Source organism: Coleofasciculus sp. F4-SAH-05 (assembly GCF_040222985.1).
Lineage (GTDB): Bacteria > Cyanobacteriota > Cyanobacteriia > Cyanobacteriales > Coleofasciculaceae > Coleofasciculus > Coleofasciculus chthonoplastes.
Genome location: NZ_JAVKBY010000127.1, coordinates 24803 through 37514, shown reverse-complemented (window position 1 = coordinate 37514; position 12712 = coordinate 24803). Strand labels below are relative to the sequence as shown.

General features: G+C 45.5%; 10 protein-coding genes and 1 pseudogene. 7 read left to right on the top strand and 4 right to left on the bottom strand.

Annotated features, from left to right (window positions below):
* Positions 1 to 14: 14 nt before the first annotated feature.
* Positions 15 to 476 carry a type II toxin-antitoxin system VapC family toxin gene (locus tag RIG27_RS15415; RefSeq protein ID WP_446346525.1) on the bottom strand — a complete coding sequence of 154 codons (462 nt, stop codon included), beginning with the start codon at positions 474 to 476 and terminating at the stop codon, positions 15 to 17.
* Positions 457 to 699 carry a hypothetical protein gene (locus RIG27_RS15410; RefSeq protein ID WP_446346523.1) on the bottom strand — a complete coding sequence of 81 codons (243 nt, stop codon included), beginning with the start codon at positions 697 to 699 and terminating at the stop codon, positions 457 to 459. Before RIG27_RS15410 ends, RIG27_RS15415 begins: the two co-directional genes overlap by 20 nt.
* A gap of 308 nt (positions 700 to 1007) precedes the next feature.
* Here RIG27_RS15410 and RIG27_RS15405 point away from each other — a divergent pair, with 308 nt between their 5' ends.
* A complete protein-coding gene (locus tag RIG27_RS15405) occupies positions 1008 to 1241 on the top strand; it encodes a DUF433 domain-containing protein (protein ID WP_446346521.1) in 234 nt (77 codons plus the stop codon).
* Positions 1238 to 1381, top strand: a pseudogene (locus tag RIG27_RS15400) (DUF5615 family PIN-like protein); the annotation flags it as partial. The gene RIG27_RS15405 and the pseudogene RIG27_RS15400, both read left to right, overlap by 4 nt.
* A 115-nt stretch (positions 1382 to 1496) precedes the next feature.
* On the opposite strand, the gene RIG27_RS15395 reads toward RIG27_RS15400, so the two are convergent.
* Positions 1497 to 2324: an EI24 domain-containing protein gene (locus tag RIG27_RS15395; protein ID WP_446346519.1), complete on the bottom strand. Its 828-nt coding sequence runs from the start codon at positions 2322 to 2324 to the stop codon at positions 1497 to 1499.
* 37 nt (positions 2325 to 2361) lie between these two features.
* Between RIG27_RS15395 and RIG27_RS15390 the strand changes: the two genes are divergently transcribed.
* The 4 genes from RIG27_RS15390 (at position 2362) to RIG27_RS15375 (ending at position 9526) form a co-directional block, all read left to right on the top strand.
* On the top strand, positions 2362 to 2745 hold the full coding sequence (locus tag RIG27_RS15390) for a hypothetical protein (RefSeq protein WP_446346517.1): 384 nt from the start codon (positions 2362 to 2364) through the stop codon (positions 2743 to 2745).
* Positions 2746 to 3867: 1122 nt separating this feature from the next.
* Positions 3868 to 7452, top strand: a complete 3585-nt coding sequence (gene metH / locus RIG27_RS15385) for a methionine synthase (RefSeq protein WP_446346516.1) — start codon at positions 3868 to 3870, stop codon at positions 7450 to 7452.
* Between the two features lie 354 nt (positions 7453 to 7806).
* Complete coding sequence (locus tag RIG27_RS15380) at positions 7807 to 8451, top strand: type I restriction endonuclease subunit R (RefSeq protein WP_446346514.1); 645 nt, start codon at positions 7807 to 7809, stop codon at positions 8449 to 8451.
* A gap of 73 nt (positions 8452 to 8524) precedes the next feature.
* Entirely contained in the window at positions 8525 to 9526 is a 1002-nt protein-coding gene (locus tag RIG27_RS15375) for a caspase family protein (protein ID WP_446346512.1), read from the top strand.
* Positions 9527 to 9711: 185 nt separating this feature from the next.
* Here the strand turns inward: RIG27_RS15375 and RIG27_RS15370 are convergent, their stop codons facing one another.
* Positions 9712 to 10263, bottom strand: coding sequence for an REP-associated tyrosine transposase (locus RIG27_RS15370; RefSeq protein WP_446346510.1), 552 nt, complete (start codon positions 10261 to 10263; stop codon positions 9712 to 9714).
* A gap of 228 nt (positions 10264 to 10491) precedes the next feature.
* Between RIG27_RS15370 and RIG27_RS15365 the strand changes: the two genes are divergently transcribed.
* Positions 10492 to 12657: a tetratricopeptide repeat protein gene (locus RIG27_RS15365; RefSeq protein ID WP_446346610.1), complete on the top strand. Its 2166-nt coding sequence runs from the start codon at positions 10492 to 10494 to the stop codon at positions 12655 to 12657.
* Positions 12658 to 12712: the final 55 nt, after the last annotated feature.

The window sequence follows — 12712 nt, the reverse complement described above, 5'->3', positions numbered from 1 at the left end:
CCCACCCGACAAAACTACCCTTGATCCCTAACCAATGGCAATACCGTGATTAATTCTGAAAAGCGGTTGAAATCAGCAACATTATGGGTCAATAGCTGGTCAATCCCATAAACCAGCATCGTTGCCACAATATTGGCATCATGAACTTGCCGACCACCTATAGGAATTTCCTCCATCAACCTTAACAGCCGTTCTGTCACTTGTGCGTTGTCTTCAGCGACACGAAAATGGTCTTGAAAAAATCGCACTCGTGCAATCACAATTTCTACAGGTCGAGGATTCACAAAAGCTTGAGGGCGGGTGAGAGTTGTCAAATATTCTCGCAAAACTTGTCGGCTAATCCATAAATTGATTCCGGCTTCATAACGAGTTTGAATGGCTTCTAGTGCCGATTGGTGAAATAGAGATTCTTCAACATTGGCGTACACCAGAATATTGGTATCGAGAAATACCGCATTATCGACCCCATTCATCATACATATCCTCACGTCTTAGGGAAAGATTAGGAGACCAAGAACCGTAACTATCCACAGGAAAATTTAAAGGAGGACGTTTCTTACGAGTTTCTGATGTTTCTGGAACAATGGTCTGATCAAACACCAACACAACCTGATACTCTCCGGCTGGAATATCAGGGGGGAGTTGTAGAGTGATTTTACCATCTGATGTGACGTTGGCTGTTGTTTCAAGGGTTCTCATTTTATTTCTCCTATCTATCGCCTTATTGTACATTTTACTCATAAATCAGACCAAACCTCTCTCCATCCCCCCTTGGGAGGGGGGATGCTTTGAATTCTCCCCCTTCGGTGCAATAAGATCTCGTAAACGCAGCCTAGTCATAATTGCGCTTTAGACTAATGATCGAACCTTAAAGATTGCGGTAATCTAGGTAACACGCGATCGCCAAAAGCTATAGGGATGTGAATTCGAGTCACTGAATCGAAATTCAACACTAGAAACGACTGATTTTTCGTTACACTGAAGTCAATACTTGCAGCGATAACCTTATGAATTCAACGACTGGTTTATTAAATCGTATTACCCAAACCTCTGGTCAGTGTGGCGGTCGTCCCTGTATTCGAGGTATGCGAATTCGAGTCACTGATATTTTGGAAATGTTAGCTGAGAATGTTAGTTTTACTGAGATATTAGAAGACTTCCCGGATTTAGAACTGGCAGACATTCAAGCTTGCCTACTTTTCGCCGCACGGCGCACTGATTTTCCCAGGCTGACGGCATGAAAATTTGGATTGATGCTCAATTACCTCCAGCACTGGCGCAATGGCTGATAGACATCTTTGGTTTAGAAGCGTCTGCATTGCGGGATTTGGGACTGCGAGATGTTCAAGATATCGAAATTTTTGAAGCCGCACGAGCCGAAAAAGCCAATAAACCTCTCTCCAAACCTCTCTCCTGCAAGGAGAGAGGCTTTGAATTATCCCCCTTCCGTGCAATAAAACCTCGTAAACGCAGCCGAGTCATAATTACGCTTTAGACTAATGATCGAACGTCAAAGATTGCGGTAATCTAGGTAATACGCGATCGCAAAAAAACAACGTCCCGGATGCGACACATAAAGGAATGGTAAAAAGATTCACCAAGGGTATCGTAATCAACGCCATACAGACTAAACTAAACCCCGCACTGGCAGGTAAACTTTTAAACACAATCCCTAACTTGTAGCGAAATCGTAAACGGCGGCGTTCTAAGGGTGCGTCGAGAAAGTCAAGACAAGTTATAGTGGCGGTGAGGATAATCCCGCCAATCGCGGCAGCTAAGGTGCCAATCCCTGGCAGAATATTCAACATTAGTAACAAGACGCCGACGCCGATTCCCAATACCAGCTTCTTCAACTCAAATAAAATCGCCCGCCAAATATCCTGGATAAAGCCCACCTCTACCGTGTGAATTTCACCTGTGCGGATTTCTTCCAACTGTTCCGAAAGTTGACCATACCACGGCGCACCCAGTAAGACGCCAAACTGGACGAGCAAAAATCCCGTAATCAGCAATAAGCCAATCACCAAGATCAAATCCAGCAACCAGTTGATCCCCGTCGCCAAGACACCCAGGAAACTCAGCCAGGGGGGAAGACTCGCGATCGCATTATTCAACCATTGCGATAAACTAAGCGTAATACTGTCAACCTGTTGCCACCCAAACACCAGTAATCCGGCATACAGAGCAATACCGATGAACACATTGACCAAAATTGGAGTAATCATGTATCCCCACAGACGTGGCGTGCGTCGGAAAACTGCCAACACGCGCAACGGGTAAGTTGCTCCCGTCACGAATCCAAATCCACTCAGTAGTCTTAACATCGTTAGTTTGCCTAATTCCTCCCTCTTGACGTTCAGAATGAAACCCAAATTTAAAACAACCCAGGCGTGGGAACAAGCGGGACTATTAATGCAACCCGCGTTAATCCGTATCGTTGATCATATTCGCCAGCAGCTTGAACCAACCACATGGAAAGCTACGTACAAGGATGTGCAGACACCGATACCGGGTCATGCAGTATGTTTAGAAAAGCCTGATTATTCAACCTGTATTAACTTGTGGGAGTTATGCTTTCAAGTTTGTTTTCGTGAGTACGCCCCCGTTCATTCTGAACTAGAAAGCCAAGAGGTTGACATTGATACCAGCCTAATTGATGAAGACGGTGAAGTAGATTGGCATTCTCTGGATATTAAGGCGCAAAAGGTGATTGAGAAAGTATTTGCTGAGTTTGCAGCGGTGTGATAACTTGCCGATGTCTAAATGCCAACTTTCTTCCTTAAGCTCTAAGCAGTAAGTAGGGTTGGTTAGGCGGTTATACCATCTCAATTGTTACCCTTTAATTTAATATCCGCCGTAACCCACCAACAACCAAACTTGAGTAAATATTCACCAGGTATTATCTATCAAGTTGCTGCTGAATTGCATTAATTAAAACATTAAAATCGGATTCACTGTGAATATATGGGGTGAGGGTATTCATATTTTGCAACGTGTCTGTTAAACAGTTAGGGGATTTGAGATAGCGATCGTTAATCACAACGATAACGCATTTCCCTCTAAGGACAAATGACTAATGACTATCTCCACCTTTAACTTTCATGGTGTCCACCTACTTAGGTTCATTTCAATTTCCTTAAAATTCATGGTTGTATCCTCACTGATCTACAGGATAGGTATTTGTTAGTCTTGGAAACTCTTCACCTGTACGAATGATCATCTGTTCATTCTGCCTTATCCTCCATCTCCTTGTCCTCCTCATCCGTCCTCTTTTTCAAACAGGTAGGGTGGGTTAGGCGGTTATACCCTTTCAATTGTCACCCTTTACTTTGATATCCGCCGTAACCCACCAATCATAAAGCTAGAACTGTAGCCAATATCAACCCGACAAAGGTTATGCCCTTTTGAGTCTGTATGTGGTTAATAACTGACAGCGAAGCTGATATTTTTTTACCCTTGGTGCGTTACGCTTCGCTAACGCACCCTACATGAGCGACTTATCTTTTGTCCTTTTGTCTTCCTCATCCGTCCTCTTTTTCAAACAGGTAGGGTGGGTTAGGCGGTTATACCCTTTCAATTGTTACCCTTTAATTTGATATCCGCCGTAACCCACCAATAACGAGTGTTGAAATTAGCTACCGATAATTCATCCGAAGAGATGATTAATCAACTGATATTTCTGAGTGCTTACATTAAAAGGGTTTGACAATGGAATTCCCGTTCACGAGCTTTTAATCCGTAGAGGCAAGGTAGAGTATGGATGGGGTCTAATCGTGCGATCGCGCCCCATCACTCCCTCACCCCAGGTTGTGCATAGTCATACATTGCACCTACACTAATATCTATATCCAGATTGCCAAGACAGTTATGAACAGTGCCTTCCTAACTCGCCTTCATAGTCCCCAACGCCCGGTTATTGTCTTTGATGGTGCCATGGGTACCAACCTGCAAACCCAAAACCTTACCGCCGCCGATTTTGGTGGGGCGAAGTATGAAGGATGTAATGAGTATCTGGTTCACACTAAACCCGAAGCTGTAGCTACAGTACATCGTCGTTTCCTGGAAGCGGGGGCGGATGTGATTGAAACGGATACCTTTGGGGGGGCGTCGATTGTTCTGGCAGAATATGATTTAGCCGATCAAGCCTATTCCCTGAATAAAGCCGCAGCCGAACTCGCTAAAACGGTTGCAGCAGAATTCTCCACACCCGAAAAACCCCGATTTGTCGCTGGTTCCATCGGACCCACCACCAAACTCCCCACATTGGGGCATATTGATTTTGACACAATGCAAGCCACCTTTGCTGAACAAGCCGAAGGACTCTATGACGGCGGTGTCGATTTATTTATTATTGAAACCTGTCAGGATGTGCTGCAAATTAAAGCCGCACTGAATGGGGTAGAGGAGGTGTTTCGTAAAAAAGGGGAACGCCGCCCGATTATGGTATCGGTAACCGTGGAAGTTCAGGGAACGATGCTGGTGGGAACGGAAATTGGCGCAGCCCTGGCGATTTTGGAACGCTATCCCATTGATATTCTCGGTCTGAATTGCGCCACGGGACCCGATCGCATGAAGGATCATATCAAGTATTTGTCCCAGCATTCGCCCTTTGTGGTGTCTTGTATCCCCAATGCCGGGTTACCGGAAAATGTGGGTGGACAAGCTCATTATAAGTTAACGCCGATGGAACTAAAAATGGCGTTAATGCATTTTATCGAAGACTTGGGCGTTCAGGTAATTGGCGGCTGTTGCGGTACTCGCCCGGAACATATTCAACAATTAGCCGAAATTGCCCAAACCCTGACGCCAAAAGAACGTCATCCCGAATACGAACCCGCCGCTGCTTCGATTTATTCCACCCAACCCTACGAACAAGATAACTCCTTCCTAATTGTCGGTGAACGCTTAAATGCCAGTGGCTCGAAAAAATGCCGTACTTTATTAAATGAAGAAGACTGGGATGGATTAGTCGCCTTAGCCAGGGCGCAGGTACGCGAAGGTGCCCATGTTCTGGATGTGAATGTGGACTATGTGGGACGGGATGGCGAACATGATATGCATGAATTGGTCTCCCGTTTGGTAACCAATGTTACCTTACCTCTAGTGCTAGACTCCACGGAATGGCAAAAGATGGAGGCGGGGTTAAAAGTCGCCGGGGGGAAATGTATCCTCAATTCCACCAACTATGAAGATGGGGAGGAACGATTCCTGAAAGTCTTAGACTTAGCCAAAATGTATGGGGCGGGTGTGATTGTTGGTACGATTGACGAAGAGGGGATGGCGCGAACCGCTGACCGAAAATTCGCGATCGCACAACGGGCGTATCATCAAGCCATAGACTATGGAATTCCCGCCCATGAGATCTTTTTTGACCCCCTGGCGTTACCGATTTCGACGGGGATTGAAGAAGACAGAAGCAACGGGAAAGCGACAATTGAATCCATTCGCCGGATGCGGGAAGAATTACCCGGATGTCATATTATTCTCGGTGTTTCTAATATTTCCTTTGGACTCAATCCCGCTGCTAGGGTGGTATTAAACTCCATGTTCCTCCATGAAGCCATGGCGGTGGGGTTAGATGCAGCGATTGTTAGCGCCAGTAAGATATTACCCGTAGCCAAAATTGAACCCGATCATCAAGAGATTTGCCGGAAACTGATTTATGATCAACGGGAATTTGATGGAGATATTTGCACCTATGATCCGTTAGGGGAGATTACCCAACTCTTTGAAGGCAAAACCACAAAGCGCGATCGCACGGTGGATGAAAATCTACCGATTGAGGAACGCCTCAAGCGCCACATCATCGACGGAGAACGGATTGGCTTGGATAATAGTCTGGCGAAAGCCTTAGAAACCTATCAACCGTTAGAGATTATCAACACCTTCCTTTTAGATGGGATGAAAGTCGTCGGCGAACTCTTCGGTTCCGGACAAATGCAACTCCCCTTTGTCTTGCAATCCGCCGAAACCATGAAAGCGGCGGTGGCATATTTAGAACCGTATATGGAAAAAGAAGACGGGGAAAATAATGCCAAGGGAATCATGGTGATTGCCACGGTGAAAGGGGATGTTCACGATATTGGTAAAAACCTGGTGGATATCATCCTCACCAATAATGGGTATAAGGTGATCAATCTGGGAATTAAGCAACCCGTAGACAATATTATTGAGGCGTACAAAGAACATAATGCCGATTGTATTGCTATGAGTGGACTCTTGGTCAAATCCACGGCATTTATGAAAGATAACCTGGAGACGTTTAACGAAAAGGAAATCACGGTTCCTGTCATTTTAGGCGGTGCGGCGTTGACGCCAAAGTTTGTTTATCAGGATTGTCAGTCTGCTTATAAAGGGAAAGTCGTGTATGGCAAAGATGCGTTTTCCGACTTACACTTTATGGATAAACTCATGCCCGCTAAAGCCGCCGAAGAGTGGGATGATTTAAAAGGCTTCTTAGATGAAGTGACAACGGATGAAATTCCAGACGGAACCGATGAACCATCAGAAAACGGCAAATCCGATAAACAGAAGAAAACTAAGAAGTCATCGGCGAAACAATCGGTTCCAGAGGTAGAAGATACCCGCCGTTCTGAACATATCAGCTTAGAGATTAATCGCCCAACCCCACCCTTCTGGGGAACTCGGATCTTGCAACCCGAAGATATTCCCATCAATGAGATATTTTGGTATCTAGATTTACAGGCGCTAATTGCCGGACAATGGCAATTCCGCAAACCTAAAGACCAATCCCGTGAGGAGTATAATCAGTTTCTGGAAGAGACAGTGTATCCGATTCTCGACGACTGGAAACAGCGGGTTGTAGCGGAGAACTTGTTGCACTCGCAAATTATTTATGGCTATTTTCCTTGTCAATCGGAAGGAAATTCTCTGCATCTATTCGATCCGGAGTTGATGAATCAAGCAGGTGAGAAACATCCAGAGAAATGGGAACCGATTGCCACCTTTAAATTCCCGCGCCAAAAATCGGGGCGGCGTCTGTGTATTGCTGATTTCTTCGCGCCTAAAGACTCCGGAATTATCGATGTTTTCCCGATGCAAGCGGTAACCGTGGGGGAAGTCGCTACCCGATACGCCAAGCAGTTATTTGAATCGGATCAGTATACCGATTATCTCTACTATCACGGTTTAGCGGTGCAAATGGCAGAAGCCTTAGCCGAATGGATACACGCCCGAATTCGCCGGGAGTTAGGCTTGGCTGGAGAGGAACCAGAAACAATTCGGGATGTCTTAGCGCAACGATATCAAGGTTCGCGCTACAGCTTCGGCTATCCCGCTTGTCCAAATATCCAGGATCAATACAAGCAACTGGAGTTACTGGAGTGCGATCGCATCAACCTGTACATGGATGAAAGTGAACAACTGTATCCCGAACAATCAACCACCGCGATCGTTACCTATCACCCCGTAGCCAAATATTTCAGCGCTTAATTCTACCTTAATTCTACCTTAATTGTACCTTAATTGTACCTTAATTGTAGGGTGCGTTAGCGACAGCGTAACGCACCGTTTTTAAGTAAAATTGTAGATTGTAGGGTGCGTTAGCGAAGCGTAACGCACCAACACTAGCTAAACTCATTGGTTCACTCTCCTCGCCGCTATGTCAGTATGGGTTGAAAAAGTGATACTTAACCTAATCTTGTTCCGGCAACCGAACCCTGCGATCGCCAGCACTGCTTTATCTAGATTTTAGAGGATTGTGATTACGTTAGTGGCTTGCATCCACCCCCACAAGTGACTTTTGGCTTTTGCTATCCTTGGGAAATGGAGACAGTGAGTTAAAACATGGTACAACAACGAGCCATTACTGATGCAATTAAAACCTTAGCCGATGTAGAAAATCGCTTTCATCTCCGGCGCACGGAAGATGAGCAATTTTTCACCGAATGGTATGAGGATTTGCCAGAGATTAACGATGTGGAACAAGAATCTCTGGATTTAATTCGACGCCGATATCTTTATCATCTAGCCGATGGACATCTCACTGAAGGAACGGTAACGCTATTGCTGGGTTCGCCGTTATTGGAAAAAGCAAATTTTTACGATCCTCCTTTCAAAATGCGAGGCGAGGCATCAATTGAGATTGTTTTAGATGCAGAAGATAAAGAGATTGAAACCTTACGGGGTCGAATTGATATATTAGTCGTGCAAAATCGGTTTTGGGTAACGCTGTTGGAGTCAAAACGGACAACGATTTCGGTGATGTCAGCCATTCCTCAAACCCTAGCCTATATGATGGCAAATCCCCAGTCGGATAAAGCCGTATTTGGCATGGTAACAAACGGGAATGAGATTATGTTTGTGAAGGCATCTCGACAAAGTACGCCGCAATATGATGTTTCGGATATATTTTCGCCTGTACCGTTACGCAATCGTCTGTATGATGTGCTGAGAATTTTAAAGCGTATTGGTCAAGCCATTGAGACATAAAACCGTTCCTTTGGCAATAATCTCTTTTAAACTGTAAATAAATGGAATATCCAGGTACTTCAACGACTAATCAATGACCAATACATTCTCTCATGGTTACGCTTTACTCATTGGTGTAGGTGAATCCGCTTACCCGAAATGGTCACTCCCGGTGACAGTAAAGGATATGCACGCTATTCAGTCGATTCTCACTGACGCGAATCTTTGTGGGTATCTGAATGATGAACAGCATATCCGTTTATTGTATGATGCTGGGGCAACCCGTCAGGCAATAGTTGATGGATTAACCTGGCTGAAAGAACAAGCGGCGGCGGATACTGAGGCGACAATTATTATCTATTATTCTGGTCATGGGTGGCTGGATCAATCGACGGGTGAATACTACTTAATTCAACATGATATTGAAGCCGTGGATATCCCAGATTCGGCAGTGTCGGCTCAAGCCTTTACGGAAGCACTACGCCAGATTGCAGCCAAACGATTGCTGGTGATTATTGATAGTTGTCATGCTCAAGGGATGGCGACAGCAAAGGATAAAATTGTACCAATTAAACTGCCCACACATTTTGCACAGACGGCGTTACCGAAACAGTTTATTGAGGAACTGAAACAGGGGGAAGGGCGGGTTGTTTTTACGTCGTCGAGAGGCACACAGTCGTCTTGGATTCGTGCAGATGGGGCGATGAGTGTCTACACCTATCATTTAATTGAAGCGCTACAAGGGGCGGGAAATCAACCGGGAGATACGGTGGTGCGGGTGTCGAATTTGATGAATTATCTGGGTAAGACTGTACCCGAAACGGTGCAGCAGGAGTATCAGCAAGAACAAATCCCTTTCTTTGATTTAGCCACCGAGGATTTTGCCGTGTCATTATTGCGGGGAGGTAAAGGTTTACCGGAGAATGGATGGGAAGCGGTAGAAGCAGATGTGGCTGAGACAATGGGGAGAGTTATCGCAGGTAGAGATGTTGCTATAGCGTCAGGAACTCAAACCGTTGATAGTTCGGGTTCAGGTAATGTAAATTTCGGGAATATTGCCCGTGCAGGAGAGATTAGGATAGAGAAGAGTTCGTAATTCGTAGAATCGTAAAATCGCAAAATCGCAAAATCGCAAAATCGCAAAATCGCAAAATCGCAAAATCGCAAAATCGCAAAATCGTAGGGTGCGTTAGCGACAGCGTAACGCACCGTTTTTAAGTAAAATTGTAAAATCGTAGGGTGCGTTAGCGACAGCGTAACGCACCATTTTTAGCAGCGTAACTATATATCCCAAATACTGTTAAACATCTCTGGAACTTCACTCATCCCCCAATTAGGCGGATAAATACCTTGAGCGATAAATCGATGAATCGTTGAAAATTGCCAATCCTGCGGACTCTGGCATAATTGATGTCGCACCGGATTGTAATGGATATAATCGCAATGATTAGCAAAATCCCTATCATCCCGAATCAGATGTTCCCAAAATCGTCTTTGCCATAGATTGGCTTCTTGTCGTTTTTGTCGAGAGGGAGAAATATCGGCATAAATTTCCAATTGGTTACCGTATCGTTTCGTAACAAAGGTTTTAATTAATCGCAGTCGAGTTGATAAATCGCTATCTCCTGCTGGTAATGTCCATAAACAATGGAAATGATTGGGTAAAAGTACAAAGGCGTTGATGGTGAAGGGATAGTTTTGACGTACATGGGTGATTGCCGTGCGGAGTGCAAGTCGTGCGATATCGCTGATTAGCCAAGGTTGACGATGATGTGTGACTTGGGTGAGAAAATAAGTACCACCAGGATGTTTGGTTCGGCGGTAGTTAGGCATGGGTATTTTGGGGTGAGTTGTTTGTTTTAAAATACCACCGATGAGATCTATTTGTAGGGTTTGTAGCTTGGGTTCGGTGCGTTACGCTGTCGCTAACGCACCCTACGGTTCTAATTTAGAATAAAACTATGGCGGTGACTTAGGATAAAAATATGGAACCACTGACGCTATCGGCAGCAGCGATCGCAACTCTGGTTATTACATCAACAGTTACAGGAAAATCAGCAAATTGCCATTTCTGCGGTTGCGGGGATGGGAGGTGTGGGGAAAACGGAGTTGGCGCTGCAATATGCTCGGCGCTATGCCATGAATCGTAGAGACGTTCCGGTAGAACGTCTCCCGGTGGATTTTTTTGCACGGAAGGAGGAGAATTCAAAGCCTCTCTCCTTGCAGGAGAGAGGTTTGGAGAGAGGTTTTCCAGATTCGGTGAAAAGTAAGCTCCCGGTGGAACCTCTCCCGCCCCAACCCGTTTACCAAGGCGGGGTGTGCTGGTTGGATGGGCGAGGTGTGGATTTGGGGATTCAGATTGTCCAATTTGCCAGGGCGTATTTGCCGTTATCGATTCCAGAGGGGTTAGAGTTACCGCTTCAGGTGGCGTACTGCTGGCGAAATTGGGTACCGCCGGGACAGGTGCTGATTATTATTGATGATGTCACCGATTATCAGCAGGTGCGGCAGTATTTGCCCTCGGATGCTTCTCGGTTTAGGATGCTCATCACGACGCGGTTAGATTTGGGGGCGTCTATTCGTCAGTTACCCCTGGATGTGCTGAAACCGAGAGCAGCATTGGCGTTGTTAGAATCGCTGATTGGACGAGAACGGCTGAAACTGGAACCCTGGGAAGCGCGAAAACTCTGTCGCTGGTTGGGATATTTGCCTTTGGGTTTGGAATTGGTGGGGCGATATTTGCGGCGAAAACCGGATTTATCGTTACAGGAAATGTTATCTCGGTTGCAGGCGAAACAGTTGGAACAGTTAGCGCTGAAAAAGCCGAAGTCAGAGCAGGATATGAGGTATGATTGGGGGGTAAAAGATGCCTTTGAGTTGAGTTGGCAAGAATTAGATGAGTCGGCGCGGGAATTGGGGATAGGGTTAAGTTTATTTGCGGCTACGCCAATTCCCTGGCGATTGGTGGAGGGGTGTTTGGCGGAGATTGATGAGGAGGAGTTGGAGGAAATTAGGGATTATGGGTTGGTGAATCTGCATTTAGTGCAGCGTCAAGGGAAGGAGTTGTATCAATTACATCCGCTGATTCGAGAATTTTTGATCAGTAAGCGGGAAGCGTCAGGGATAGCGGATAAGTTGAAGCGGGATTTTTGTCGGGTGATGGTAGGGGAAGCCGATAAAATTCCACAGACGCCGACATTGGTAGAGATTAAAGCGGTAACTCCGGTGATTCCTCATATTGCAGAAGCGGCGACGAGTCAACAAGACTGGTTAATGGATAATGATTTAATTGTGCCTTTTGCTGGTTTGGGTCGTTTTTATGAAGGTCAAGGACTCTATAATCAAGCTGAACCTTGGCGTAAGGATTGTCTATCTGTCACTATCCAGCGTTTGGGAGAAAATCATCCTGATGTTGCTACTAGCCTGAATAATTTAGCAGCACTCTACAAATCTCAAGGACGCTATCAGGAAGCGGAACCTCTTTATCTAGAAGCCTTAGCACTGAAAAAACGCCTGCTGGGAGAAAACCATCCCGATGTTGCACAAAGCCTGAATAATTTAGCGGTACTATACGATAATAAAGGACGGTACGAGGAAGCGGAACCTCTTTATCTAGAAGCCTTAGAACTGAGAAAACGCCTGCTGGGAGAAAATCATCCCCATATCGCTTCCAGCTTGAATAATCTAGCATATCTATACTACTCTCAAGGACGGTATGAGGAAGCGGAACCTGTTTATCTAGAGGCTTTAGCACTGAGAAAACGCCTGCTGGGAGAAAAGCATCCCGATGTCGCCACCAGCCTGAATAATTTGGCAGCACTATACGATAGTCAAGGACGCTATAAGGAAGCGGAACCTCTTTATCTAGAGGCTTTAGCACTGAGAAAACGCCTGCTGGGAGAAAACCATCCCGATGTCGCTATTAGCCTGAATAATTTAGCAGGACTCTACGATTCTCAAGGACGCTACGAGGAAGCTGAACCTGTTTATCTAGACGCTTTAGCACTGAGAAAACGCCTGCTGGGAGGAAATCATCCCGATGTTGCTATTAGCCTAAATAATTTAGCATTACTCTACGATTCTCAAGGACGGTACGAGGAAGCTGAACCTGTTTATTTAGAGGCTTTAGCCATTGCCGATCGCACGTTAGGCTCTAATCATCCCAATACTGTCACTTTCCGTAAGAATCTGCAACTCCTGCGCGATAAATTACGCCATTCTCCCTGAATAGGTATTTCAGCCCTTAACAGTACCTAATCTTATAGTGGGAAGGGAGTAAGCT

Excerpts from the sequence above, each read along its gene's own strand:
- RIG27_RS15410 (WP_446346523.1), bottom strand. The coding sequence starts at position 699 with ATGAGAACCCTTGAAACAACAGCCAACGTCACATCAGATGGTAAAATC.
- metH (WP_446346516.1), top strand. The coding sequence starts at position 3,868 with ATGAACAGTGCCTTCCTAACTCGCCTTCATAGTCCCCAACGCCCGGTT.
- RIG27_RS15390 (WP_446346517.1), top strand. The coding sequence starts at position 2,362 with ATGAAACCCAAATTTAAAACAACCCAGGCGTGGGAACAAGCGGGACTA.
- RIG27_RS15415 (WP_446346525.1), bottom strand. The coding sequence starts at position 476 with ATGATGAATGGGGTCGATAATGCGGTATTTCTCGATACCAATATTCTG.
- RIG27_RS15380 (WP_446346514.1), top strand. The coding sequence starts at position 7,807 with ATGGTACAACAACGAGCCATTACTGATGCAATTAAAACCTTAGCCGAT.
- RIG27_RS15370 (WP_446346510.1), bottom strand. The coding sequence starts at position 10,263 with ATGCCTAACTACCGCCGAACCAAACATCCTGGTGGTACTTATTTTCTC.
- RIG27_RS15395 (WP_446346519.1), bottom strand. The coding sequence starts at position 2,324 with ATGTTAAGACTACTGAGTGGATTTGGATTCGTGACGGGAGCAACTTAC.
- RIG27_RS15375 (WP_446346512.1), top strand. The coding sequence starts at position 8,525 with ATGACCAATACATTCTCTCATGGTTACGCTTTACTCATTGGTGTAGGT.
- RIG27_RS15405 (WP_446346521.1), top strand. The coding sequence starts at position 1,008 with ATGAATTCAACGACTGGTTTATTAAATCGTATTACCCAAACCTCTGGT.